Annotated in this window: 24 protein-coding genes; all 24 read right to left on the bottom strand. The window is 36.2% G+C overall.

From position 1 onward, the window contains the following. Nucleotides 1-7: 7 nt before the first annotated feature. Nucleotides 8-286 carry a DUF503 domain-containing protein gene (locus J5J03_RS21640; protein ID WP_208592573.1) on the bottom strand — a complete coding sequence of 93 codons (279 nt, stop codon included), beginning with the start codon at nt 284-286 and terminating at the stop codon, nt 8-10. Continuing rightward, nucleotides 286-2,364, bottom strand: a complete 2,079-nt coding sequence (gene infB, locus J5J03_RS21635) for a translation initiation factor IF-2 (RefSeq protein ID WP_208592570.1) — start codon at nt 2,362-2,364, stop codon at nt 286-288. The genes J5J03_RS21640 and infB overlap by 1 nt, the downstream gene beginning before the upstream one ends. Nucleotides 2,365-2,368: 4 nt before the next feature. Further along, entirely contained in the window at nt 2,369-2,689 is a 321-nt protein-coding gene (locus tag J5J03_RS21630) for a YlxQ family RNA-binding protein (RefSeq protein ID WP_208592568.1), read from the bottom strand. Between the two features lies 1 nt (nt 2,690). After that, on the bottom strand, nt 2,691-2,960 hold the full coding sequence (rnpM, locus tag J5J03_RS21625) for an RNase P modulator RnpM (RefSeq protein ID WP_208592565.1): 270 nt from the start codon (nt 2,958-2,960) through the stop codon (nt 2,691-2,693). Nucleotides 2,961-2,972: 12 nt separating this feature from the next. Then, the gene (gene nusA / locus J5J03_RS21620) at nt 2,973-4,121 is read right to left on the bottom strand and encodes a transcription termination factor NusA (RefSeq protein WP_208592563.1); all 1,149 of its coding nucleotides are present in this window, start codon (nt 4,119-4,121) and stop codon (nt 2,973-2,975) included. A 14-nt stretch (nt 4,122-4,135) separates the two neighbouring features. Beyond that, the gene (rimP, locus tag J5J03_RS21615) at nt 4,136-4,609 is read right to left on the bottom strand and encodes a ribosome maturation factor RimP (RefSeq protein ID WP_208592561.1); all 474 of its coding nucleotides are present in this window, start codon (nt 4,607-4,609) and stop codon (nt 4,136-4,138) included. A 527-nt stretch (nt 4,610-5,136) separates the two neighbouring features. After that, nucleotides 5,137-9,423, bottom strand: a complete 4,287-nt coding sequence (locus tag J5J03_RS21610) for a PolC-type DNA polymerase III (RefSeq protein ID WP_208592559.1) — start codon at nt 9,421-9,423, stop codon at nt 5,137-5,139. Between the two features lie 778 nt (nt 9,424-10,201). After that, entirely contained in the window at nt 10,202-11,902 is a 1,701-nt protein-coding gene (locus J5J03_RS21605; RefSeq protein ID WP_208592557.1) for a proline--tRNA ligase, read from the bottom strand. Between the two features lie 63 nt (nt 11,903-11,965). Beyond that, nucleotides 11,966-13,222, bottom strand: a complete 1,257-nt coding sequence (rseP, locus tag J5J03_RS21600) for an RIP metalloprotease RseP (protein WP_208592555.1) — start codon at nt 13,220-13,222, stop codon at nt 11,966-11,968. Nucleotides 13,223-13,252: 30 nt separating this feature from the next. Further along, nucleotides 13,253-14,395 (bottom strand): 1-deoxy-D-xylulose-5-phosphate reductoisomerase, encoded by a 1,143-nt coding sequence (gene dxr / locus J5J03_RS21595; protein WP_208592553.1) that lies wholly within the window; start codon nt 14,393-14,395, stop codon nt 13,253-13,255. A gap of 25 nt (nt 14,396-14,420) precedes the next feature. After that, nucleotides 14,421-15,203 (bottom strand): phosphatidate cytidylyltransferase, encoded by a 783-nt coding sequence (locus tag J5J03_RS21590; RefSeq protein ID WP_208592551.1) that lies wholly within the window; start codon nt 15,201-15,203, stop codon nt 14,421-14,423. Between the two features lie 14 nt (nt 15,204-15,217). Next, nucleotides 15,218-15,985, bottom strand: coding sequence for an isoprenyl transferase (locus J5J03_RS21585; RefSeq protein WP_208592549.1), 768 nt, complete (start codon nt 15,983-15,985; stop codon nt 15,218-15,220). A gap of 133 nt (nt 15,986-16,118) precedes the next feature. Further along, nucleotides 16,119-16,676 carry a ribosome recycling factor gene (gene frr / locus J5J03_RS21580; protein ID WP_208592547.1) on the bottom strand — a complete coding sequence of 186 codons (558 nt, stop codon included), beginning with the start codon at nt 16,674-16,676 and terminating at the stop codon, nt 16,119-16,121. 2 nt (nt 16,677-16,678) lie between these two features. After that, nucleotides 16,679-17,401 (bottom strand): UMP kinase, encoded by a 723-nt coding sequence (pyrH, locus tag J5J03_RS21575; RefSeq protein ID WP_018932642.1) that lies wholly within the window; start codon nt 17,399-17,401, stop codon nt 16,679-16,681. 151 nt (nt 17,402-17,552) lie between these two features. After that, nucleotides 17,553-18,440, bottom strand: coding sequence for a translation elongation factor Ts (gene tsf, locus J5J03_RS21570; RefSeq protein ID WP_208592545.1), 888 nt, complete (start codon nt 18,438-18,440; stop codon nt 17,553-17,555). Between the two features lie 79 nt (nt 18,441-18,519). Beyond that, nucleotides 18,520-19,272, bottom strand: a complete 753-nt coding sequence (rpsB, locus tag J5J03_RS21565) for a 30S ribosomal protein S2 (RefSeq protein ID WP_208592543.1) — start codon at nt 19,270-19,272, stop codon at nt 18,520-18,522. 155 nt (nt 19,273-19,427) lie between these two features. After that, a complete protein-coding gene (locus tag J5J03_RS21560) occupies nt 19,428-19,904 on the bottom strand; it encodes a DUF6115 domain-containing protein (protein WP_208592541.1) in 477 nt (158 codons plus the stop codon). A gap of 10 nt (nt 19,905-19,914) precedes the next feature. Beyond that, nucleotides 19,915-20,220 carry a hypothetical protein gene (locus J5J03_RS21555; protein ID WP_208592538.1) on the bottom strand — a complete coding sequence of 102 codons (306 nt, stop codon included), beginning with the start codon at nt 20,218-20,220 and terminating at the stop codon, nt 19,915-19,917. A gap of 64 nt (nt 20,221-20,284) precedes the next feature. Beyond that, the gene (locus J5J03_RS21550) at nt 20,285-21,652 is read right to left on the bottom strand and encodes a DUF342 domain-containing protein (RefSeq protein WP_208592536.1); all 1,368 of its coding nucleotides are present in this window, start codon (nt 21,650-21,652) and stop codon (nt 20,285-20,287) included. Between the two features lie 21 nt (nt 21,653-21,673). After that, nucleotides 21,674-22,438 carry a FliA/WhiG family RNA polymerase sigma factor gene (locus tag J5J03_RS21545; RefSeq protein ID WP_208592534.1) on the bottom strand — a complete coding sequence of 255 codons (765 nt, stop codon included), beginning with the start codon at nt 22,436-22,438 and terminating at the stop codon, nt 21,674-21,676. Between the two features lie 34 nt (nt 22,439-22,472). After that, complete coding sequence (locus tag J5J03_RS21540) at nt 22,473-22,964, bottom strand: chemotaxis protein CheD (protein WP_208592532.1); 492 nt, start codon at nt 22,962-22,964, stop codon at nt 22,473-22,475. Continuing rightward, nucleotides 22,961-23,587, bottom strand: coding sequence for a chemotaxis protein CheC (locus J5J03_RS21535; RefSeq protein WP_208592530.1), 627 nt, complete (start codon nt 23,585-23,587; stop codon nt 22,961-22,963). The genes J5J03_RS21540 and J5J03_RS21535 overlap by 4 nt, the downstream gene beginning before the upstream one ends. A gap of 4 nt (nt 23,588-23,591) precedes the next feature. Further along, complete coding sequence (locus J5J03_RS21530; RefSeq protein WP_208592528.1) at nt 23,592-24,062, bottom strand: chemotaxis protein CheW; 471 nt, start codon at nt 24,060-24,062, stop codon at nt 23,592-23,594. A 10-nt stretch (nt 24,063-24,072) separates the two neighbouring features. Continuing rightward, nucleotides 24,073-26,118, bottom strand: a complete 2,046-nt coding sequence (locus J5J03_RS21525; protein WP_208592526.1) for a chemotaxis protein CheA — start codon at nt 26,116-26,118, stop codon at nt 24,073-24,075. Nucleotides 26,119-26,124 lie beyond the last annotated feature (6 nt).

The raw sequence follows: 26,124 nt of genomic DNA, 5'->3' as shown, positions 1-26,124 counted from the left end.
TCTTACTTCATCTTATTTCAGTATTTGTAATAGTCCGTTCAATTTCCGTAAAGGAATCGAGTATACCTAATGCTTGTTGGATAATTCGCTGTCCAATTTCGCTCGACTCCGATACGGTGACTATCCCCAGTTTAGATCGTTGCCATAAGTCTTGATAATCCATTTCAGAGATGGCAATATTTAAATCTTTACTAAGACGATTTTTAATTCTTTTTAATACAGATCGTTTATCCTTTAAAGAATGACATTCATACAAAAAGATTTCCACTTCTGCATAGGTAATCATTAAATTTCAATTTCCTCCATTACGTATGCTTCGATTATATCGCCTTCTTTAATATCATTGTAGTTTTTAATCGTGATACCACATTCGTAATTTTGGGCAACTTCTTTGACATCATCTTTAAAGCGTTTCAATGTATCAATTTCACCTTCATAGATGACTACACCATCACGAATTAAACGAACACCAGAATCTCTGGTTACTTTGCCATCTGTAACATATGCACCTGCTATCGTACCAATTTTGGACACTTTAAAGATCTCTCTTACTTCTACTTGACCAATTACTTTTTCTTCATATTCAGGGTCTAAGAGACCTTTCATAGCAGCTTCTACTTCTTCAATTGCTTTATAAATAACACGGTGAAGACGAATATCAACATTTTCAGATTCTGCTGCTTTTTTCGCGTTATTATCTGGTCGAACATTAAACCCAATAACAATAGCGTTAGATGCTGAAGCGAGAATAATATCTGATTCTTTAATGGCACCAACACCTGTATGAATAATGTTGACTTTTACACCTTCTACATCAATTTTTTGCAATGATGCAGCTAGTGCTTCGGCAGATCCTTGTACGTCTGCCTTGATAATCACGTTAATGTCCTTGATATCACCCTGTTTAATTTGTTCGAATAAATCATCCAAGCTGACGCGAGACTGGGTACCACGTTTTTCTTCTAATTGTTTTTCTTGTCTCATTTCACCGATTTGTCGTGCTTGTTTTTCATCTTTAAATACAACAAATCGATCTCCTGCTAATGGTACATCATTAAGACCTGTAATCTCAACAGGTGTTGAAGGTCCAGCTGAGTTAATACGTTTACCTAAATCATTTACCATCGCACGAACACGACCAAACGTATTACCAACTACAATCGGATCTCCTACTTTTAGTGTACCATTTTGTATAAGTAATGATGCAACAGAACCTCGACCTTTATCCAATTGTGCTTCAATTACTGTACCATTAGCACGACGGTTTGGATTTGCTTTTAATTCTTCCACTTCCGCTACAAGGAGGATCATTTCTAACAAGTCATCGATTCCTTCACCTTTTATAGCAGATAGTTGTACGAAGATAGTATCTCCACCCCAGTCTTCTGGGATTAATTCATATTCCGTTAATTCTTGCATGACACGATCCGGATTTGCACCTTCTTTATCCATTTTGTTCACTGCCACAATTATTGGTACTTCGGCTGCCTTAGCATGGTTGATCGCTTCAACAGTTTGTGGCATGACACCATCATCAGCTGCTACTACTAGGATAGCAAGGTCTGTAATTTGAGCACCACGTGAACGCATGCTCGTAAACGCTGCGTGACCTGGTGTGTCTAGGAAAGTTACTTTTTTACCGTTCTCTCTAACCTGGTATGCACCAATATGTTGAGTGATCCCGCCTGCTTCACCTTCTGTAACTTTCGTATGGCGAATAGAATCAAGTAAAGTAGTTTTACCATGGTCTACGTGCCCCATTATCGTTACAACTGGAGGACGTTCCGCTAATTTATCTGGATCGTCTTCTTCAATATATGTTTCAAGATCTGCTTTATCTATTGCAATTTCTTGTTCTACTTCTACTCCATATTCACCACAAATTAATTCTAGAGCATCCTCATCAAGATCTTGGTTTTTAGTAGCCATAACTCCTAAAAACATCAGCTTTTTAATAATTTCATTTGTCTCTTTATTTAACTTTTCTGCCAGTTCTCCAACAGTTATAGAACCTGAATAGGTTATTTTTTCAGGCTGTTGTGGTTGGGTATTAGTTGGCTTTTTAGCCTCTTGTTTGCTGTTTTTCTGATTGTTTTTTTTCTGATGTTTATTATTATTCTTTTTCTTGTTAGATTGTTGATTATTATTTGGCTTTGTGTTTTTAGATTGTTTATGGTCCTGTGTCTTTTTTGGTTGCTCTTTTGGTTTTGGTTGAAAGCTTTGATCTAGTTTTGCTTTCATTTCATCAGAAATAGTAGACATATGGTTGGAAACTGGTAGCTCTAATTCTTTTAGTTTATTAATGACTTCCTTACTGGTTTTATTTACTTGTTTAGCGTACTCATATACTCGTATTTTTGACATACGTTCACCCCCGAATATTTTCATCAAGTAATGCAATCAATTTCTTCGCAAATCCATTTTCATGAATGGAAATAGCTACACGACCTGATTTACCAACTGCTTGTGAAAGTGTTTCTCGATCATCTACGAAGAAATAAGGTATGTTATAAAACGTACATTTATCTGTTAATTTCTTTCGAGTCTGACCGCCTATATCACTTGCAATTAATACAATTTTTGACTTTTTTGACTGAATTTCTTTGACAATTAGTTCTTCACCAAACGTACATTTTCCAGCACGATTGGCTAATCCAATTATATTAAGATAAGATTTATGACTAACCACATTATTCGCCTTCAATCTGTGTTCTTAATTCATCATATATTTCTTGCGGAACCTTTATTTCTAACTGTTTCTCTAGTGCAGCATTTTTCTCTGCTTTGTCGATTACTTGTAAATCCCTAGACACATAAGCTCCTCGCCCATTTTTCTTGCCAGTAGGATCTACAAAAACTTCACCTTCTTTGGTTTTTACCACTCGAATTAATGACTCTTTAGGCATCATTTCTTGTGTTACGACACATTTTCTTAATGGTACCTTTCGTTTTTTAGCCATATGAATACCTCCTTACTTAAACAGATCTTCGTCCATATCTTCGTAGGATTCTTCATATTCCAAGCTATCCTCATATTCTAAGGCCTCTAGACTTTCTTCAATTTCTTCTTCTGAAATGAGACCTTCTTCTTTTGCTTCAGATTCGCTTTTAATATCAATTTTCCAACCTGTTAATTTGGCAGCCAATCTAGCATTTTGTCCTCGCTTCCCAATCGCAAGTGATAATTGATAATCTGGAACGATTACAGTAGTTGCTTTTTCCTCCTCATCAACATTTACTTGGATCACCTTGGAAGGGCTGAGCGCATTGGATACATAAACAACAGGGTCCTCAGACCATTCTACAATGTCAATTTTTTCTCCTTTTAATTCATCGACAATCGTTTGTACTCTTTGTCCTTTTTGACCAACACATGAACCTACTGGATCAATTTCAGGATCCTCCGCATGAACAGAGATTTTAGAACGGTCTCCTGCTTCACGCGCTACAGATTTAACTTCGACGGTTCCATCATAAATCTCCGGTACTTCCATTTCAAATAATCGCTTCAATAATCCAGGATGTGTCCTGGATACAAAAATATTAGGCCCTTTATTGGTATTTTCCACTTTGGTTACAAACACTTTAATTCTGTCATGAACATGATATGTCTCAGTTGGCATACATTCAGACTCCGGTAATTTGGCTTCGACTTTACCTAAATTGACATAAATAAAACGACCATCCATGCGCTGAATCGTACCATTCATGATGTCTTCTTCACGGTCAATATATTCACTGTAGATAATCCCTCGTTCTGCTTCTCGAACCCGCTGTGTTACCACCTGTTTGGCGGCTTGAGCTGCTATTCGACCAAAATCTCTTGGTGTTACTTCAATTTCTACTACATCACCAATCTCATATGCAGGATTAATGCTATGTGCTTCTTCAAGCGAGATCTGCTGATTATGATCTTCTACCTCTTCTACGATTTCTTTTTGAGCAAAAACACCCATCGTTCCCGCTTCCTCATTTAAATCCACTCTAACATTAGTTGCTGATTTAAAGTTCTTTTTATAAGCAGAAATTAAGGCAGCTTCTAAAGCTTCCATCAGAATCTCTTTGTTGATTCCTTTTTCCTTTTCTAAATAATTCATCGCATCGAACAATTCTCTGTTCACAAATGTCTCCCCCTTTAATCAAAAGTTACAGCTAGACGAGCTTTCGCAATTTTGGCAAATGGAATCTCCGCTTCTTTTTGCATCGTTTTTTCTTTATATTGAATAGTTGCGTAACCATCCTTGAAATCAATCAAATCTCCTGTAAACTCCTTCTCACCCGCAATCGGCTCATACAGCTTTACATATACATGTTTTCCGATATGCTGTTCAAAATCAGCCTCTTTTTTTAATGGGCGTTCTACACCTGGTGAAGAAACTTCTAGGAAATATGCTTCTGTGATAGGGTCTTTCTCATCTAACTCGCTACTTAGCCTTTCCGAAACTTTACCACACTCTTCAATATCTACACCGCCATCTTTATCGATATATACTCGTAAAAACCAATTTGGTCCTTCTTTTTCATAGACAATATCTACGAGTTCTAAAGAAAGCTCATCTAATATGGGTTGAACTAGTTCTTCTGTTTGCTGCACTATCTTGTTTGCCATTCTGATACCTCCTCTTCTGCGATTATGTTCTTTAAGATATATTTCCCATATTTATGAAACGATACACGCATAAAGTGAGACTTCCCTTGGTGAGGTCCGTTGTCCCTATCTGTGGATTAGCTCTCCTACTCACCATTTTAGGTTTCTTTGATTTGCTCAAACCTGGAAGTGGGATTTTTACGGACGATTAGCACCATGATAAATTTGGTACTAAGTTAATTGCTAGGTGTATTCTATTTTTTATTCATTTTCAAAATTCCAAGTTGATAAATAATTTATGTAACCCAACAAGTTTCATGGAACCCTTCACATTTAGCGAAGTCGGAATGATAAATCCCTTGCCAATAATGGCAAGGGATTTATCAAAACCCTATATCGCTCTTTGTTGATGGCTAAGAAGAAAGAGTGGGATGGCCCACTCTTTTCTGTCCGCATCAAATGAAATCTGTATAAAATATAGCATGAATGTTGGAATAATGCAAGGGGTTTACTGGAATTATCCAACAGAAGTTCTTTTACCCATCTTATTAAAACAGGGATAATTGATTTTTCTCTGCCATCCCATCTAAACAACCATGTTGATCCAAGTATTCCAATACAGTTTTAGAAATACGGCTACGTTCTCTTAAATCTTCTTTTGATAAGAATTCTCCGTCTTCTCGTGCTTTTTCAATATTGATTGCGGCGTTTGTTCCTAATCCATCCACAGCATTAAATGGAGGGATCAGGCTGTCACCATCTACTAAAAACTCCGTCGCGGAAGAACGATAAAGGTCTACTTTTTGAAAATGGAAGCCTCGTTCACTCATTTCCAATGCTAATTCTAAAACGGTAAGTAAACTTTTTTCTTTAGGTGGCGCATCATTACCTTTGTCCAGTATTTCTTTGATCCGTTTACGCATTGCTTCTGAACCTTTGATCATCGTATCTAATTCAAAGTCATCGGCTCTTACAGTAAAGTATGCTGCATAGAAATAAATCGGATGATGAACTTTAAAATAAGCTATTCGAATCGCCATTAGTACATACGCAGCAGCGTGTGCTTTCGGGAACATATATTTTATCTTTTTACAAGAGTCGATATACCAATCTGGTACATCATGTTTCTTCATTTCTTCGATCCATTCTGACTCTAGACCCTTCCCTTTACGCACAAACTCCATAATCTTAAAGGCAAGTGACGCATCTAAACCTTTATGCATTAAATACACCATGATATCGTCACGACATCCAATAACATCTGGCAATCCACAAATACCATTATTTATAAGTTCTTGCGCATTACCTAACCATACATCTGTGCCGTGACTTAGACCTGAGATGATAACTAACTCCGCAAAGGTTTTGGGCTTGGTATCTTCGAGCATTTGCCGAACGAATCTTGTACCGAATTCTGGTACGCCCAATGTTCCGGTCTTACACATAATTTGGTCTGGTGTCACACCTAACACTTCAGGACCGGAAAATATCTTCATTACCTCATCGTCATCAGTCGGTATTGTTTGTGGATCTATACCACTTAAATCTTGAAGCATGCGAATCATGGTCGGATCATCGTGTCCAAGGATATCAAGTTTCAACAAGTTATCATGGATCGAATGGAAATCAAAGTGGGTTGTCCGCCATTCCGAATTTCGATCATCTGCAGGGTATTGAATTGGGGTAAAATCATAAATTTCTTTGTCATCTGGTACAACAATGATACCTCCAGGGTGTTGTCCCGTTGTCCGTTTAGCACCGGTGCACCCTTTTACCAATCGGTCTACTTCTGCTTGTTTTAGTGTAAGTTCTTTGTCACTTGCATACCCTTTAACATATCCATAAGCTGTTTTTTCGGCTACCGTACCTATTGTTCCTGCTCGGTATACATTATCTTCGCCAAAAAGCACTTTCGTATAATTGTGGGCACGTGGCTGGTATTCACCGGAAAAGTTCAAGTCAATATCTGGAACCTTGTCCCCTTTGAAGCCCAAGAAAGTTTCAAACGGAATATCTTGTCCATCTTTCTTCAATTCTGCATTACATTTTGGACATTTCTTATCAGGCAAATCGAATCCACTACCAACTGACCCATCATTAAAAAATTCACTATACTTACATTCTGGACATACATAATGAGGTGGTAATGGATTAACTTCTGTAATCTCAGTAAAAGTCGCGATTAATGATGAACCGACAGATCCACGTGATCCTACTAAATAGCCATCATCTAATGATTTTTTTACTAGCTTTTGTGAAATTAAGTAAATAACCGCAAATCCATGACCAATAATACTTTTCAGTTCCTTTTCCACCCGTTTCTCCACAATTTCCGGAATTGGTTCACCATAGACTGATTTAGCAAAGTTATAACTTAATTCACGAATTTCTTCCTCTGCACCATCGATATTTGGTGTATAAAGATCTTCTTTTACTGGTTTGACCTCATCAATTTGATCGACAAGTGCGTTTGGATTGGTAATAACAATTTCTTTTGCTTTTTCTTGTCCCAAAAACGAAAATGCATCCATCATCTCGTTCGTTGTGCGAAAATACGTATTCGGTAATGTTTGTCTATTTAATGGATTACCACTTTGAGAAGCAATCAGTATTTGCCGGTAAACCATATCATTCTTTTCTAAATGATGGACATTTCCTGTAGCAACGCAAGGCTTATCTAGTTCTTGAGCAAGCTGAACAATATTGCGAATAATATCGAATAACTGTGCCTCGTTCTGAACTAATTCTCGATCATAAAGATGCACAAAATTCTCAGGAGGTTGAACCTCGATAAAATCATAGAACTGTGCAACTTTCTCAGCTTGTTCTTTTGATTTTTGCATCATCGTTTCGAATACTTCACCTTGGTCACAAGCCGTGCCTACTAAAATACCTTCGCGATATTGTTGTAATTTAGATCGAGGTATACGTGGAACACGGTAGAAATAATCAATATGGGCTAGTGAAACCAATTTATAAATATTTTTCAACCCTTCTTGATCAACAGCTAATAATGTAGCATGGAACGGACGAGAACGTTGATAAGCGTTTCCTTCTCCCATATGCTGATTAAATTGGTTATGATTCACAATACCTCGCTCAATTGATAGTTTAACAAACTTCCATAATAAATATCCCGTTGCTTCTGCATCATAAATCGCACGGTGGTGCTGGGTAAGCTCGATATCAAGCTTCTTACACAGCGTATTCAAACGGTGATTCTTTAATTCAGGGAACAGTAAACGAGCTAATTCCAATGTATCAATGACAGGATTATTTGCTTCTTCATAACCAATACGCTTAAACCCAGTATTCAAAAAGCCCATATCAAAATCAGCATTATGTGCTACTAAAATAGCATCTCCCATCCATTCATGAAATTCTTTTAATACTTCTTCTACTTCTGGCGCGTCTTTTACCATGTCATCTGTTATGCCAGTCAGGTTAGTAGTTGTTTCAGATAATGGGTGATGTGGGTTGGCAAAAGATTCATAACGATCAATTATTTCTCCATTATGAACTTTAACGGCAGCGAGCTCGATAATGGTATCATATATTGCCGACAATCCTGTCGTCTCGACGTCAAATACAACATACGTATCGTCTGCTAATATACGGTTTGATTCATTATAGGCAATCGGCACTCCGTCATCGACAATATTTGCTTCCACACCATAAACAACCTTCACACCGTGTTTTTGTCCAGCAGCATATGCTTCAGGATAAGCTTGAGCTACGGCATGATCTGTAATGGCAATTGCTTTATGTCCCCATTTACCAGCTTGTTCAATCAATTTCGAAGCGGACACAACGGAATCCATTTGGCTCATTAATGTATGTGCGTGCAATTCTACGCGTTTTTCGTCATCATAACCTTGATCTTCTCGTGTAATCGAAGCTACCTCTTGAATATCTTTGGCCATCATGGTTAATTCATTCGAGAAATTATCAGTCTGAACCATCCCTTTAGCTTTAATCCACATACCTTCTTTTAACTGTTTGAACTTCTCGGCATCTTGGTCACCTTTAGAGAACATCTTTATCTGAAAAGAGTCGGTGTAATCTGTTACTTTAAGTATTAATAAATGTCTACCAGAACGTAGTTCCCTAATTTCAGCATCAAAAACAAACCCTTGAAAGATAACGTTTTTTTCTTCTTCTACTACATCCTTCATGGGAATAGAATTTTCTTTGATAGGATAACCCAGTTGAACTGGACCTGATGGATTTTCTGGTTTCGCTTCTTTTGCACGCTTTTCTTGTTCTTTAAAAGCCTCTTCTACTTTCTTACGGTCTTCCATTGCCTTCGCCTGTTGGAATTTTTCAATTTCCTCTTGTTGTGCTGCTACTTCAAGTTGAATAAGTTGTTTCGGTAAACCAACTTTCATGCAGAACTGATCAAATTGTGATTGAATGGTTTTGTTCCACTGTGCTTCAATTTGATTACTCACAGTTAACATAATATTATTATCGTTAAATAGAGGTTTTTTATTTTCAAATGTACGATACTTGGGTGATTCTCTCATCAATTCTGATAAAAAGATTTGCCAATAACGGGATTGCTCCTGTTCGTCTAATGCATGTTGATCCACTCTAATCGTCCATGAAACTTTAGCAATGGATGAAAAAGCTTCGGTTAATTTCAAAATAAATGCTTGATATATATCAGCAGGGATCGTCTGTTCCAGATGAAAATAGAAGTGCCATAACGGATTGGACCGATAAACTTCCAGCTTTTCAATAGCACCATTTTGAAAGTATTTATTTTTCATATCATCAGCAATACCAATCTGTTTCATTAGTAGCTGAAATTTTTCCTGACTAGAGATACTCATCTTTGATCTCCTTTACCTATTAATCTTCCTATTATTTTATCATAAGACAAAACCACGCAAAACCAGTTCCATCTTCTCTCCTAAAAAACTTCGTAACAGATACAAACTGCGAAGTAGTGAAAATACTGTTTGTTCGTAACTAAATGTACAGTCACCTATGAAGTAATTTTGACATATATCGTGATGATAACAGCCACTTCGGCTGCCCACTTCCGTTCCGTGGGGTTTGCCCTTCAGCTAACTTTTTCGAGCAAAAACCGCTCGAAAAAGTGGATCTTCAGGTCAAACAGGTCCCACAGGAGTGGAAGTGGGCGGCCTTCGTTAAGATATGCCCTACAACACTAATCCGAAATCAACCAATCGATTTCTCCACCATATGTAGTTCCAGGAATGTCACATTTTTCCACAGCTTAGTATACTGTTCTGATCAAGTGACAAGAAATCCAAAGAGTTTAGTCCCATGAGTTCTTATCCTCTCTATAACCAGAGCACAACAATAGCGGAGGCAGAATACGGAGACTCCTGCGGGACTCACGAGAGCTGAAAATCCACTTTGCAAAGTGGTTTTCTTTGCAAAGTTAGCTAAAAACCGCCCACGGAAAGCGCAGTATTCTGCCGGAGCGTATGGCAGCACTCATCAAAATGCAGTATGGAAGAGAGCAAATCTATGTCCTCGTTACTGTGCAGTTTTTGTAAACTGTGACATGTTTATAGAATGGTTGTCTTTTTGTTAAATAGATAATTCCCTTGCCTGCGATGTTGAGACAAGGGAATGCGGTTATTTTAGTAATGAGTTGATTTTATCAATTAATTCTGACACGTGAAGATCTTCTTGCTCCCCGTTCTCTCTTAACTTGCACTCTACGTATCCTTCTGCAGCTTTTTTACCAACTGTTATTCTAACTGGCAATCCGATCAAATCACTATCAGCAAACTTAACTCCTGGTCGTTCTTTTCGATCATCAAATAATACGGAAATATTGTTTTCTTGCAGTTGTTGATAAATATTCTCTGCTAGATCCGTTTGCTCCTGATTTTTTGGGTTTACTGCAATGAGATGGACATGATATGGCGTAATTTCTTTTGGCCATTTAATACCATTATCATCATGATATTGTTCTACAATTGCAGCTAGAGTCCGAGACACTCCAATACCATAACAACCCATTGTCATCGTTTCTTGTTTACCTTGTTCGTTTAAATATTGTGCGCCTAATTTTTCTGCATAGAATTGCCCTAATTTGAATATATGGCCAACTTCAATTCCTTTAGCAAACTTAATCTTTCCTTGACCGTCTGGAGACGGATCCCCTTCTTGAATAAAACGAAGATCTTGATAAGAAGATACCTTAAAATCTCGAACTGGGTTTACATTTTGGTAATGCTTGTCATTCTTATTAGCACCGCAATAACCATTACGAATAACGGCAACGGCATGATCAGCCATAACTTCGATATCTTCAGGTACATCAACTGGTCCAATCGAGCCTACTTCTGCATTCAATAATTGTTTGGTTTCTTGCCCTGTTGCTAATTCTACATTCGTAGCCGCTAACGCATTCTTCAACTTAATATCATTGATTTCATGGTCACCACGGGATAAAACTAAAACAAATCGTTCATCTACTTTGAACAGTAAAGACTTGATTCCTTGTTCTAATGGTAGTCCTAAAAATTGAGAGACTTCCACCATAGTTTTATAGCCCGGTGTATCAACCATTTCTAAATCCAGTTCAGCTTCAACACTTTGTTCATATGTAACATGGACCGGTGCCATTTCAATATTAGCGGCAAAATCAGAAGTATCGGAATATGCGATCGTATCTTCACCGATCTCTGATAGTACCATAAATTCATGTGTATCTTTACCACCCATTGCACCAGAATCAGCAATAACTGCTCGGAAATTCAAGCCGCAACGAGTAAAAATGTTTGAATATGCTTGATACATTTTTCGATACGCTTCGTCAAGGCTCTCTTGATCAGTGTGGAACGTATAAGCATCTTTCATAATAAATTCTCGTCCTCTTAAAAGACCGAATCTAGGTCGTTTTTCGTCACGGAATTTCGTTTGAATTTGGTACACATATAGGGGTAGTTTTTTGTAACTTTTTACTTCATCACCAATAAGGCTTGTAACAACTTCCTCATGTGTCGCTCCAAGAGCAAACTCTCTTTCATGACGATCGTTTAATCGCATCAATTCTGGGCCCATCGTATACCATCTTCCTGTTTCTTTCCACAGATCAGATAGTTGCAGAGCGGGCATTAACATCTCGACAGCTCCTGCTTTTTCCATTTCTTCACGTACAATTTTTTCGACATTTTTTAATACTTTATTGCCCATTGGTAAAAAGCTGTATACACCTGAAGCTGTTTGTCTAATAAATCCTGCACGCACTAACAACTGATGACTTTTAATCTCAGCATCTGCAGGTGTTTCCTTTAATGTAGGAATTAAAGTTTGACTTTGTCTCATCTTCTCAACTCACCTCGATAATATCGATATTTCTCGCATTTTATGAATACATATTTCGCTTTTTTATAAAAATAGTCTCTGGATGTCATTCCATGTAACGATGATCATCAGTAACATCAATAATGCGAAGCCAATAAAATGAACGACACCCTCTTTTTGCGGATCGATCGGTTTACCTCGAACTGCTTCTAGCCCAACAAACAAGAGCCTTCCTCCATCTAATGCGGGTAACGGCAATAAATTAATAATTCCTAAATTAACACTTAATGCTGCTGTCCACATTAAAAAGTTTAAAAAGCCCGTTTTAATGACCTGATCTGTAGCATCATAAATTCCCACTGGTCCAGATAATACATCTATAGAAAATTGCCCAGTTATCAATTTTCCTAAATTGGTTAAGATCATCGTCGACCAACGATATGTTTCTTCTAAACTATAAGGAATGCTTCGTACAAACGATTTCTCTGTCGCTTGAATTACACCTACTTGTCCAAAATCTCCCTCAGGTGATTCGATTAATGCCGGAGTGACTTCAAGTGGAACTTGTTGTTCGCCACGTAAAACAATCATTTCCAACGTTTCATTCGGACTTTCTTGGACAATTTCTTGAAATTCTTCCCATTTGCTAATGCTTTGACCCTCAATCTCAATTACTTTATCATCAGCTTGAAAACCAGCTTCTTGGGCAGGGCTGTTATCTGCGACAGATCCAACTTGCATTTCTTTTACTGGAACACCCTGTAAATTGGCTAACACCAGAAAGATCACTATAGAAAGTACAAAGTTCATAAATGGCCCAGCAAACAATTGCAATCCTCTTTGACCAACTGTTTTGGAAGCAAATTGGCGATCGTAAGGAGCTATTTGAGTTGCCTTTTCATCCATAATAAAGGATGCTTTTCTATTGACACGGAAGGAATACTTTTCATCTCCATTAATTTCATAGCCTTGTATGGTTAAAGCATGATCTAAATCAATATGTTCTACTTCTATCACAAAAGCATCGGGATGTTTTTCTTTGTTGTTTACAATAATTTCTTTTACTTCACCATCATTATTAAAAGTTAACCCGATATGTTGACCGGGTTTAATATCAATGATTTCTGGGTCTTCTCCAGCAACTCGTACATATCCACCCATTGGTAATAATCTAATGGTATATAACGTTTCATTTTTTACAGTAGAGAATACTTTAGGTCCAAAACCAATTGCAAACTCTCGTACAAGCATCCCGGTCTTTTTAGCAACATAAAAGTGACCAAACTCATGAACGAATACAAGCAGTCCAAACATTAAAATAAAGGCAATAACAGTTGTCACTCTGAAGCACTCCTTCCCACTAACACTTCCTTAGTATTTTTCGTACGTTTTATTTCTTATTTCCTGATCGATCGCATTGATTGTTTCTAAATCAGGCTGTTCAATAAAACTATGATTCTCCATTGCATTCTCAATTACATCTTCAATCTCTAGAAATGTAATCTTTTCACGCAAAAATAAATCTACTGCAGCTTCATTTGCCGCATTTAACACAGTAGGCAATGAACCACCTTTATTGCCTGCATGATAAGCAAAAGCTAAACACGGAAATCGTTCCATGTCCATTATCGAAAAATGAAGTGCACTAATTTCTACAAAATCAAGGCTTTTAGATGATGACAGCGGCAACCTATCTGGATACGTGAGAGCATACTGAATAGGTCCACGCATGTCTGGTGTTCCCAATTGAGCGATAATACTTTTATCAGCATATTCAACCATTGAATGGATAATACTTTCTTTGTGCTGAATAACTTCTATTTTGTCATAAGGTACGTCAAATAGCCAATGCGCCTCAATGACTTCTAGTCCTTTGTTCATCATCGTAGCAGAATCGATTGTGATTTTAGCGCCCATACTCCAATTAGGGTGATTAAGAGCATCTGATACGGTGACACCTTTAAGCTGTTCCCTGGTTTTATCACGGAAACTACCACCTGATGCTGTTAATATGATTTTATTAATGTCTTGATATGATTCTCCATTTAACGCTTGGAAAATAGCAGAATGCTCACTATCTACAGGTAATAGGTCAACACCATATTTTTTCGCTTCTTCCATAACTAGATGACCAGCTGTCACTAATGTTTCTTTATTGGCTATCGCAATTTGCTTGTTGTGTTTGATCGCAGTTAAAGTTGCCCCTAGTCCAACACTACCCATTACAGCATTCACTAATACATCTGTTTCTGGATCAGCACTAACTTCTTCCATCCCTTCGCTACCAACTAATATCGTGATTTGATCAGTATTAACTAACAGCTCGTTGCGGATTTTTTCATCTTGAACTACAACTTTTTCAGGTTTGAATTCCGCTATAATTTCTTTAGCCTTGTCTACATTTTGACCAAAAGCGATCCCATATAACCGAAATTGATGAGGATGCTCCCTCACAACATCTAATGTTTGTAAACCTATAGAACCTGTTGCTCCTAATAAAGTGATGTTTTTCATAACTGATACTCCTATTAATAAATATCTATGATATAAAATGAATAAAATGTAATAAAGGAAAAACAAATAACCAACTATCGAAGCGGTCTAGTATCCCGCCATGACCAGGCAGTATTTTTCCAGAGTCCTTCACATCATAATGCCTTTTGATAGCAGACTCGACTAGATCACCTATCTGAGCAAATATAGAAGCGATAATTGTAACAATAACAACTAACAACATCGATTCATGCACTTGGAAAAAGTATTGAAAAATAATGGCTACTATACAAGCTACAAATATGCCACCAAGTGCTCCTTCGACTGTTTTCTTTGGACTAATTTGCGGCCAAAGTTTGTGCTTGCCGAATGCTCTTCCAAAGAAATAAGCTCCTGTATCAGTTGACAATATTACTAGAATAGCATAAAAAATATAAACTAGTCCATCTTCTACTTCCCTAGTTTGGATGAAATAGTGAAAGCCCAAACCGACGTAGATCGAAGCTAAAATTAAAAAACCGGCATCTTCAAAAGTGAATTTATTTTTAACTAACACTGTATACCCTAGTAAAACTAATACAAAAAACATGAGCAACTCTAAACGTGTAGAAAAAAATAAATATTCATCTTGAAATAACAAAGACCATAATAAAATAACACTTAGAACAGTGGGGATTGGATACTTTATCATCCTTCTCATATGTAAAAGTTCCAGAAAACCTATTGTGGCAATGATATACATGATTATTTGAAAGGGTAAACCACTTAAAAATATAAATGGGAAGAAAAGCAAAATTGCAATAATCGCAGTAATAATTCTTGTTTTCATATTATTTTCACACCTTATATTCCACCATAACGACGTTTTCGTTTCTGAAAATCGTTGATAGCTTTTTCAAATTCTGCTGTACTAAAATCAGGCCACAATGTATCTGTAAACCACAATTCTGTATAAGCGGATTGCCAAAGTAAAAAATTACTAAGTCTTAATTCACCACTCGTGCGGATTAATAGATCAGGATCTTTAATATGAGAAGTATATAAATGGCCACTTAACGTAGCTTCTGTAATCTCTTCAATTCCATACTTACCTTCTTGTACTTCTTGGCAAATCTCTTTGATCGAACGAATCATTTCAAACCTACTACCATAATTAATAGCAATATTTAATATTAATCCATTATTATCAGAGGTTTGATCTTTAGCTTTCTGAATCGCTGCTTTTGTATTTTTTGGTAAGTCATCGAATTCACCGATTGTTTGAATCCGAACATTTTCTTCAACTAATTCAGGTAAATAATGCTGTAAGAAATCGATAGGCAACTTCATAATATATTCTACCTCAGTTGATGGTCGTTTCCAATTCTCAGTTGAAAACGCATATAATGTTAATATTTCAACTTGTAATTGATTGGCTGCTTTTACAATTCGCTTGACATTATCCATTCCTTCTCGATGACCTGCAACACGTGGCAATCCTCTTTTTTGTGCCCATCTGCCATTCCCATCCATGATGATAGCAATGTGCTTAGGTATATTTTCAGACACTGTTTGTGATACTTCTACAGTATTGTCTTTACTATTCTTAAAAGGAAGTTTAAACAAACGCATAATTATCCTCCATCATTAAAAAAACCGTTCTATTCAATACTCCATAATATATATGGCTGTCATGTAAAGTGGAAAAACCCTCTTCTTATTAAGAGGGCTTCTACACTCATCATATATTCTACCTTTTTTTTGCTTAGACTTCCATAATTTCTTGTTCTTTTTCTTTCGTTAATTCATCAATTTTTTGAATGTGTGTGTCTGTTATGGATTGTACATCATCTTGGAAACCTCTCAATTCATCTTCTGTAAGGTCACCATTCTTTTCATCTTTCTTCAACTGATCATTAGTGTCACGGCGAATATTACGGATTTGCACTTTTGATTCTTCCGCATACTTACCAACTACTTTCACTAAATCTTTACGACGTTCTTCAGTTAGTGGAGGAATACTGATTCGAACTACATTTCCGTCATTTGATGGTGATAAACCTAGATCAGCTTTTTGAATAGCCTTCTCGATATCAGAAACGGTAGATTTATCAAATGGTGTTATAACTAATAACCGAGCTTCCGGCACAGAAATAGATGCCAATTGGTTTAATGGTGTTAATGCACCATAATACTCCACTTGTACACTATCTAATAAAGCTGGGTTTGCTCTTCCAGCTCTTACTGTTGCTAGGTTTTTAGAATATGCTTTTACCGCTTGGTCCATTTTCTCGCGAGTTTCTTTCATTAACTGTTCAGACATTTTTAGCTCCCCCTTATAATAGTTCCAATATTTTCGCCAATTACAGCTTTCTTAATATTTCCTTCCTCTGAAATGGAGAATACAAGTAAAGGTATGTTGTTATCCATACACAATGATGATGCGGTTGAGTCCATAACACCTAATCCTTCATTTAAAATTTCTAAATAAGATAGCTCATCGTATTTTTTAGCTTCTTTATTAACTTTTGGATCAGCAGTGTATACACCATCTACGTTATTTTTCGCCATTAAAATAACATCAGCTTCCACTTCTGCTGCTCTTAAAGCCGCAGTTGTATCAGTTGAGAAATACGGATTACCGGTTCCGGCAGCAAAAATAACCACACGCTTTTTCTCTAGATGTCGAATTGCTTTACGGCGAATATATGGTTCTGCTACCTGACGCATTTCAATGGAAGTTTGGACTCGTGTTGGAATACCTACATTTTCAAGACTATCCTGAAGAGCTAAGGAATTCATGACAGTAGCCAACATTCCCATATAGTCAGCATTTGCACGATCCATGCCCATTTCGCTTCCTACTTTACCACGCCAAATATTGCCACCACCAACAACAATTGCAACTTCTACACCTAATTCAACTATATCTTTTACTTGTTTTGCCACTGATTGAATGATAGATGGCTCAAGACCAAATCCTTGTTCACCACTCAGAGCTTCTCCACTTAATTTAAGAACAATCCTTCTGTAGTTAGCAGTAGCCATAATTACCTCCATATATGTAAATATTATAAAGAAAACGAAGATTTTAGCCAAGTAAAAGGGTAAGAATCTCCAATTTCTAAAATATAAATTGGTTTATTATCGTTACTTTTCAAAGAAAAGGGACACCAAGTGCCCCTCTTTTTCATCACTGTTATTTTTTGTTTACTTGACTCATTACTTCTTCAGCAAAGTTATCTTCACGCTTTTCAATTCCTTCACCAACTTCATAGCGAACGAAAGATTTAACTGTTGCGTTGTGATTCTTTGCAACTTGTTTTACTTTTTGATCAGGATCTTTTACAAAACTTTGCTCTAATAAGCAAATTTCTTCAAAGAATTTATTAAGACGACCTTCTACCATTTTTTCAACAATATGTTCTGGTTTACCTTCGTTTAATGCTTGTGTTTTAAGTACTTCGCGTTCTTTTTCAACATCTTCTGCTGAAACAGCATCACGAGATAAATATTTAGGATTTACAGCTGCTACGTGCATTGCAATGTCTTTGGCTACTTGTTCATCAGTAGTTCCTTCAAGAACTGTAACTACACCAATATTACCACCCATGTGGATATATGCTCCAAACGCATCATTATCTGTTTTGTTAAATAATGTAAAACGACGCAAAGAAATTTTCTCGCCGATTTTAGCAATATTGGAGTTGATAAATTCTTCTAGTGTTTCACCATCGCCATTAAGCGGCTGTTTTAGAGCATCTTCAACAGTTTCTGGTTTTTGAGAAAGAATATGTTTAGCAAGATCCTGTGCTAAAGTCTTAAACTGGTCGTTTTTGGTAACAAAGTCTGTTTCGCAGTTTAATTCTAATAACACTGCTTCGTTTCCAGAAACTTCTACATGAGCAGAACCTTCTGCAGCAATACGGTCCGCTTTTTTCGCAGCTTTAGAGATACCTTTTTCACGTAGATAATCAATAGCTTGCTCGATGTCACCATCAGTTTCTTGAAGTGCTTTTTTACAATCCATCATGCCTGCACCAGTTTTTTCTCTTAGTTCTTTTACTAATTTTGCTGTAATTGCCATTAGAATTTCCTCCTTTAATATCATATATTGCTGAAAAAAAGGTGATAAAAGGTCTCCCTCTTATCACCAAAACCTTTCATTACTCTTCTACAGATTCAACTTCTGCTTCTTCTGTAGCTTCTGCTTGCTCAGCAGCTTCTTCTGTTACTTCTCCTTGTTTCGCTTCTAAAATAGCATCTGCCATTTTACCTGTAAGAAGTTTCACAGCACGAATAGCATCATCATTCGCTGGGATTACGTAATCAATCTCATCTGGATCACAGTTTGTATCAACAATACCTACGATCGGAATGTTTAATTTATGTGCTTCTGCAACAGCAATACGCTCTTTCCTCGGATCAATAATAAATAAAGCATCAGGAATTTTATTCATTTCTTTAATACCACCTAAGAATTTCACTAGGCGTTCTTTTTCTTTAAGAAGACCTACAACTTCTTTCTTCGGTAATACATCGAAAGTTCCGTCTTCTTCCATTTTTTCGATATCTTTTAAGCGATTAATACGTTTGCGAATTGTTTCAAAGTTAGTTAATGTTCCACCTAACCAACGTTGGTTTACAAAGAACATTCCTGAACGGATTGCTTCTTCTTTTACGGATTCTTGTGCTTGTTTCTTTGTACCTACGAATAAAACAGTTCCATCATTTTCAGCGATTTCTTTTACGAAATTGTACGCTTCTTCTACCTTTTTCACTGTCTTTTGTAAGTCAATAATATAAATACCGTTACGCTCTGTGAAGATATATTTCTTCATCTTTGGGTTCCAACGGCGTGTTTGATGTCCAAAATGAACACCAGCTTCTAGTAGTTGTTTCATTGAAATAACTGCCATGAATTTTTTCCTCCTGTAAATTGGTTTTTATTCCTCCATTTGTTTCATACGATACAAGGACTAATAAAATAGCACCACTTGCACCTTCCACAAACGTGTGTATTTAACACCGAAAACAAATATACCATAATGTATAGTTGCAATCAAGCGATATTTCATTTTTTTTGTTGAAATTTCAATAATAGCTCAACTTCTGTTTTACCCTTGTCCAGTTCTTTTGCTATTTCATCTACTGTATAACCTTTTTCATTCAAATGTAACACAGAAGCTGTAGTTGAACGTTCAACAACATCTTCGACTTGTTCAACATGTGAAATGGCTTGATATTCTTTTGTTGTCTGTTTAGGTGTATTAACTTCTTCAACAGATTTTCTGACTTCATTTTGCATTTGATTATGACTATGCTGATCTGAGGTGTCACTATTAAACTGTCCCACTTGTTGTACAAATTTCTCGTTTTCTTCTTTTAATTCTATCAAATAAACAGCAAGAGTATCTTCAATATTTTTCACTTGCTGGTTAACATTATCTTCTACCCCAGCCAATGTATCTTGTTTTAATTTTAGTTGCCGGATGATAACAAAAGTTACAATATGAATAATAAAACTAAACAATAATAATATATATAACATAATCTACCTCTTAACCACTAAAATCCACTTTATTTCCTAAGTAAGGATGTTTGAATTGATGTTGGTGTTGTTTCTCTTTTTTCTTATCTTCTGATGCTTCTTTGAAGTTGTTATCCCTTTTTTGCTTGTTGTTCTTTAGTTGTTCACTTGCTTCTTGTTCTAAAACCTGTTTTCGTCTTCTCAAGTCTTCTTTAGCCATTGACTGTGCTAGTTGATTTTGATCAATCCTACCTTGTTGTTGCATCTGATCCTGAATTTTACCAGCATCTTGTGTTCTAGGTAACGCAACCTGCATTTCTACTGCTTTCCAACTCATGGGATACCTCCAATATATGAAATAAATATCCGCACTTTCATTTGTTTCCAGTATAACAGTTTAGCTATAAAGATTGAATCGTTATTTCTTTTTCTTCTAAAAAAGCTTGAAAGTATTGATGCTCTTGATATAAGACCCGTTTATATTTACCAAACATTAATTCAACATTTTCATGCGCTTTTCCTTTAACCATTAATTTCATACTAGCATAATTACCAATTTCTAATTGTAATTCACTTAATTCATCTTGAATTAACTGTAATTTTTCATTAATTTTATCAAACATATTACGCTGTTTTAATAACATAATTCTTTCTTTCGTTGGTAGCTCCCCTACAGCATCTTTCTTCTGCTTCAATTGGTCACCTAAAATTCGTAATTTCTGTTGGTTCTCTTTTAACTCTTTCTGGTTTCGTTTTAAATCGCTTACACGATCTAAGGTTTTTCTACTGATTCCAAACGCTAATTCCGTTTTTGAATTTGCCAAATTCCCTAAATTTTTTACTTCAATGATTTTTCCAGCCGAACAACTGCCTCCAATGATACTTCCGTTCGTACAGAAAATATTATGCTGCGCAACACAATTGGAATGCATAATCGATTTCTTTACCTTCAGATCTTTACCTGCAGTTACTTCTGCTTGATTGATATAACCTACTTCAATATCCGCACCAGCCATTACAATGGCTTTCTCCATACCTGCAATACCTTCTCTTATTAAGACATTACCACCTGCATGGATATATGAGGCTTCTACAATTCCATATACCGTTACATCACCGTTTGCTGTTACACTATAGCCAGTGGGAACATTACCTTTAATTGTTACAGAACCATTAAATTGTATATTACCAGTTTTAAGGGACAAGTCACCATTTACTTCATAGAGTGGATACACATTTATTACTTGATCACCAACGGATAATTGTCCATCTGAAGTAGCAATAAAAGTATATGTTGATTCATCAAAAGAAACATTTTCTCCCGACCTACACTTATAAGGCTTCCCCTTCTTTTGTTTAACCGGGTTATTATAGATATCAACCCCTTGTTCACCATCAGTTGGTGGTATTAATTGTGCTAAAATGTCATTTTTCTCAACCATTGGGATTCTAGTAATATCTCTAAAATTCGTTTTTTCTTCTTCGGCTAAAGAGCTGTCTGTCGATTGCTTTACTATTAATTTACCATCTGTACCGTTTTCCGGTTTTTTTCCTTCTGCGATGATAAATTCCTCATCCTCTATTAGTTTTTGTTTCCATTCTATCTCAGCTAGATTAATAACTCCAAATACGATGTCATAACTTTTGATTAACTCTTGAATATCTTCTTCTGTTATGTCTTCTGTTGCATCTGGATCTTTCACATACAGCGTTGCCACTAATCGATTTTTCGAGACATTAATATCAACTTTTTCCTTTATTTCATTCATGATCAAGCCCCGCCTATACTCTTATATTTTTTTATATAAATGACGAACTTTTACTATAGCTTGTTTATGAATTTGTGAGATCCTTGATGTTGTTAATCCTAATACTTTACCTATTTCTGTAAATGTTAATTCCTTATCGTAAAATAAACTTAATACCATTTGCTCATTTTCGTTTAATTGTTGGATGCATTTTGATAATTCTTGATAGTTTTCTTTTCGTACAATATTATCTTCAGGTAATGGTTCCCGATCATCTCGAATAAGATAGCCAATTCCTTCTTTTGATTCTTCAGTGTTGTTTTTACTTTTCTCCTCCATTGATAACAAGTTTGCAAAAAAACTATCCTTTAATGAATCCTCTACTTCTTCCACAGTCAAACCCAGATATTCAGCAACTTCTTCTGTTGTTACTTCTCGTTGAAGTGATTGTTCTAACGATTCCATTGCATGGTCTATTTTTTTTACTTTATCTCGTGTCGTTCGAGGTAGCCAATCTTCTTTTCTTAATCCGTCAATTATGGCTCCCTTGATCCGAAAAGAAGCATAGGTATCAAATTTTAAATCACGACTATTATCAAATTTTAATAATGCATCAAACAATCCAAATAACCCTAAACTTTTGATATCATCTTTGTTAACACTCTTAGGCAGATTAACAGCGATTCGTTGGACATGGTAATGTACAAGATACATATAGTTTTCTATTAATTCATTCGTATTTTCTTCACTTTTGTTGCTTAACCACTTATTCCACAGGCTTTTTTCCATTGACGTATCTTTGACCATCGAATCACCTCATCTCAAAAATAATGAACCGTAATTAAATTTGCATAATACCACTATTTACCTTTCTTACTTCGAGCATTCCTGTTTCGATATCGAATTCAATTGTTCTCCCTTTATTACCGCCAACATCCTGCGCAACCACCGGAATCTTATGTTCCTTTAATTTAGCAAGTACTGCTTCGACATTTCGTTCACCAATTTTCAACATATTGTTGTTTGACTGAAAAGAAAACATATGTGCTCCACCTGCTATTTTGGCTTTCAACCTAGATTTACTAACACCTTCCGTTAAGAGTTGCTCCAATAATAAATCAATCGATGTATCTGCATACTTCATTTCGTTTACTAGACTTTTCTTCGATGCAGTTGAATCTGGTAACATGACATGCGCGAGTCCTGCTATCTTCTGTTCATAGATGACAACACCTACACAAGATCCTAATCCAGATGTTTTTAAGGTGTTTGGTATTTGTGTTATTTTTAAATCTGCTATGCCAACTTTTACAACAGTTGTTATGATTGTCATTCCTGTTCGACCCCTAGTGCTTTGAAAATTTCATCAAATGAGTCAGGGTCTGGTAATAAAAAGAAATGGCCTTTCACCGACTCGTTTGACTGTTCTTCTTCCTCTATCATCGTATCAATGATGATGGCATAATCACTCTCTTGCGAAATCTCAAGAAGCCCTTGCATCAAAATAGCCGCTGCCATATCAATCGTTAAATTAGGTACGGTTGGTTGCATATTAATAGATGTAAAATCTGATAATGCAGATAAGTAAGATCCAGAAAGAATATTGCCAATTTCAGAAATAGCTGAAATCGCAAGATCATTTTCTTCAATATTATCCCCTGATGAACCTGTCAATTGTTCCACTAATGAACTTGACTCTTCTGGTGACAGTACAAAAAACATACTCCCAGGTGCTTCACCTTGTATTCTTAAAAATACACTTACAATGACTTGTTCTGGCCCACCCACATAATCCATTAATTCATTAAAATCAACAATCTTAATTGATGGAATAGACATTTCTATCTTTTTCCCTAATAAGCTCGAGAGTGCTGTAGCAGCGTTCCCGGCACCAATATTGCCTACTTCCTTTAATACGTCTAAATGATGTTGAGATAAATTTTCCATCTGAACCATGTATCTAACCTTCTTGTCCCAAAAATGCTGCCTGGTATGATTCTTTGGATAATACTTTTTCCAATTCTAAAAGCATAATCAACCTTTTGTCGACTTTTGCTACTCCACCTATATAATCTGCGTCAACCGTTCCAATTACCTGTGGAGCAGGTTCAATTGCATCTTCAGGAATATATAATACATCATAAGCAGCATCTACAATAAAACCAACATCATAATTCTCCATATGAATAATAATGATTCTTGTACTTTCTGTATGCTCTGCCTTTTCCATTCCGAATCGCTCACGCAAATCGATAATTGGTGTAACTACACCACGAAGATTTATAACACCTTTTACGAAATTAGCTGTCTTTGGTACTCTTGTAATATGTTGCATCCGTTCGATAGCTCCGACGACTTCTACAGGAATCGCATATTCTTCTTTATCCAATTCAATAATAATCGATTGATGATTGCTTGTAACTTCTTCCATGCTACCCCTCCTAGTTTATTAATGTGTTCGTATCAACAATTAACGCTACTTGTCCATCACCTAAAATAGTCGCACCTGATATTGCAAATACATCTCCTAAATAGTCCCCTAATGATTTTAAAACGATCTCCTGTTGACCAATGAATGTATCCACAACTAGACCTGCCATCTTGTCCCCTTTACGAATAATAACCACTGAATATAATTCATCGTCTTCTGTTTCAGATGGTACTTCGAATACATTTTTCAGGTCTATTAATGGGACTACTTTTCCTCGAAAATCTATTACTTCCTTGTTGTGAGCATTTAGAATGTCTGACCTGCTTATAATTGCTGTTTCAATAATAGATGATAACGGAATCGCGTATTTTTCTTTCTCTACTTCTACTAATAGAACAGATATAATAGATAGTGTTAATGGTAATTGAATAGAAAATAGCGAACCTTTTCCTTCTTCTGATTCAATCGTAATCGTTCCACCAAGTGACTCGATAGTATTTTTTACTACATCTAAACCTACACCACGACCTGAAACATCACTAATCTTATCAGCAGTAGAGAAGCCGCTAGACATAATCAGTTGGTATACTTCTTTATCTGTTAATTGTTTAGCTTCCTCTTCTGTAATAACGTGATTAGACACTGCTTTGTTTACCACTTTTTCTCTGTTAATTCCTGCTCCATCATCAGAGATTTCAATAAAGACATGATTTCCGCTATGATAAGCTTCTAATAATAAGTGTCCTTCTTCATTTTTTCCTGCTTCTTGTCGTTTCTCAGGTGTTTCAATTCCATGATCTAATGCATTGCGAATCAAGTGTACTAATGGATCACCAATTTCGTCGATAACTGTTCGGTCTAATTCCGTTTCTGCACCAACAATTTCAAGATTAATTTTTTTGCCTAAATCTTTTGAAAGCTGACGCACCATTCTTGGAAAACGATTAAACACTTGTTCAATTGGAACCATACGCATATTTAATATAATATTTTGTAAATCTCCCGAAATCCTCGACATGCGCTCTACAGTCTCTTGTAATTCTGCATGTTTAAGATTTGCTGAAATCTGCTCCAAGCGGCCTCTGTCGATTACTAATTCCTCAAACAAATTCATTAAGCCATCAAGACGATCGATATTAACCCTAATCGTCTTATTTGCAACACCTTTGCCAGCTTTTTTCTTGCTATCATCTGCAGTTTTATTCTTAGATGATTCCTTAACTTCATTTGATTGTTTTTCAACGTTGTCTTTCTCATCATTCTCTTCCTGTACGTTCTCACCCTGTTCAAATGTTGATACAATTACTTCCTCTATCTCAGACACTTTAAGAATTTTTTGTTTTACATCTTCAGCGCTATCTTTCGTTACTAGTAACACATGAAACTGCAGATCAAAATTTTCTTCTTCTAATTCTTGAACGGTCGGGTCGGCCTTAATTACTTCGCCAATTTGTTCTAAGACTTCGAACACCATATAAACGCGAGCAGCTTTTAATAAACAATTGTCATTTAATTTCACAGTAACTTCTAGGTTCTCGAAACCATTTTCTTTTGATTGATCTAATATTGCTAATTCAAATTGATCTAGTTGGTCAAAATGTGCTTGATCTCTTGTCACTACTTTTGTTACATTATCGGTTATCTTGGCAGTTGATTCATTTATCTTTTCAAAACCTTGATTACTTTCGATTGCTTGTAATGTATTCACAAGCTCTTGTACATCTGAGGAACCATCGCCACCTTCAGCGATATCTAAAACCATTCCCTCCAGTTGGTCAACCGCCTGAAATATCACATCAATGATCTCAGAAGTTATTTTCACTTGATCATTTCGGACTGCATCTAGGACATTTTCCATCTTATGGGTTAAATCTGCTAGGTCTTGAAAACCCATTGTCGCAGCCATACCTTTTAACGTGTGTGCAGACCGGAAGATTTCGCCTACTGTATCCATGTTTTCTGGTTCATTTTCTAAAATTAATAGTTGATCGTTCAAAGATTGAATATGTTCTTTACTTTCCTCAATAAATACTTCAAGATACTCGTTATTTTCCATCGGTAT

The sequence above is a fragment of the Gracilibacillus suaedae genome (assembly GCF_017599345.1).
GTDB lineage: Bacteria > Bacillota > Bacilli > Bacillales > Amphibacillaceae > Gracilibacillus > Gracilibacillus suaedae.
This window is presented reverse-complemented; position numbering and strand designations above follow the sequence as displayed.

Coding starts and splice junctions, on each gene's coding strand:
- J5J03_RS21640 (WP_208592573.1), bottom strand. CDS start 286: ATGATTACCTATGCAGAAGTGGAAATCTTTTTGTATGAATGTCATTCT.
- infB (WP_208592570.1), bottom strand. CDS start 2,364: ATGTCAAAAATACGAGTATATGAGTACGCTAAACAAGTAAATAAAACC.
- rnpM (WP_208592565.1), bottom strand. CDS start 2,960: ATGGCTAAAAAACGAAAGGTACCATTAAGAAAATGTGTCGTAACACAA.
- rimP (WP_208592561.1), bottom strand. CDS start 4,609: ATGGCAAACAAGATAGTGCAGCAAACAGAAGAACTAGTTCAACCCATA.
- J5J03_RS21610 (WP_208592559.1), bottom strand. CDS start 9,423: ATGAGTATCTCTAGTCAGGAAAAATTTCAGCTACTAATGAAACAGATT.
- J5J03_RS21605 (WP_208592557.1), bottom strand. CDS start 11,902: ATGAGACAAAGTCAAACTTTAATTCCTACATTAAAGGAAACACCTGCA.
- dxr (WP_208592553.1), bottom strand. CDS start 14,395: ATGAAAAACATCACTTTATTAGGAGCAACAGGTTCTATAGGTTTACAA.
- J5J03_RS21590 (WP_208592551.1), bottom strand. CDS start 15,203: ATGAAAACAAGAATTATTACTGCGATTATTGCAATTTTGCTTTTCTTC.
- J5J03_RS21585 (WP_208592549.1), bottom strand. CDS start 15,985: ATGCGTTTGTTTAAACTTCCTTTTAAGAATAGTAAAGACAATACTGTA.
- frr (WP_208592547.1), bottom strand. CDS start 16,676: ATGTCTGAACAGTTAATGAAAGAAACTCGCGAGAAAATGGACCAAGCG.
- pyrH (WP_018932642.1), bottom strand. CDS start 17,401: ATGGCTACTGCTAACTACAGAAGGATTGTTCTTAAATTAAGTGGAGAA.
- tsf (WP_208592545.1), bottom strand. CDS start 18,440: ATGGCAATTACAGCAAAATTAGTAAAAGAACTAAGAGAAAAAACTGGT.
- rpsB (WP_208592543.1), bottom strand. CDS start 19,272: ATGGCAGTTATTTCAATGAAACAACTACTAGAAGCTGGTGTTCATTTT.
- J5J03_RS21560 (WP_208592541.1), bottom strand. CDS start 19,904: ATGTTATATATATTATTATTGTTTAGTTTTATTATTCATATTGTAACT.
- J5J03_RS21555 (WP_208592538.1), bottom strand. CDS start 20,220: ATGAGTTGGAAAGCAGTAGAAATGCAGGTTGCGTTACCTAGAACACAA.
- J5J03_RS21550 (WP_208592536.1), bottom strand. CDS start 21,652: ATGAATGAAATAAAGGAAAAAGTTGATATTAATGTCTCGAAAAATCGA.
- J5J03_RS21545 (WP_208592534.1), bottom strand. CDS start 22,438: ATGGTCAAAGATACGTCAATGGAAAAAAGCCTGTGGAATAAGTGGTTA.
- J5J03_RS21540 (WP_208592532.1), bottom strand. CDS start 22,964: ATGACAATCATAACAACTGTTGTAAAAGTTGGCATAGCAGATTTAAAA.
- J5J03_RS21535 (WP_208592530.1), bottom strand. CDS start 23,587: ATGGTTCAGATGGAAAATTTATCTCAACATCATTTAGACGTATTAAAG.
- J5J03_RS21530 (WP_208592528.1), bottom strand. CDS start 24,062: ATGGAAGAAGTTACAAGCAATCATCAATCGATTATTATTGAATTGGAT.
- J5J03_RS21525 (WP_208592526.1), bottom strand. CDS start 26,118: ATGGAAAATAACGAGTATCTTGAAGTATTTATTGAGGAAAGTAAAGAA.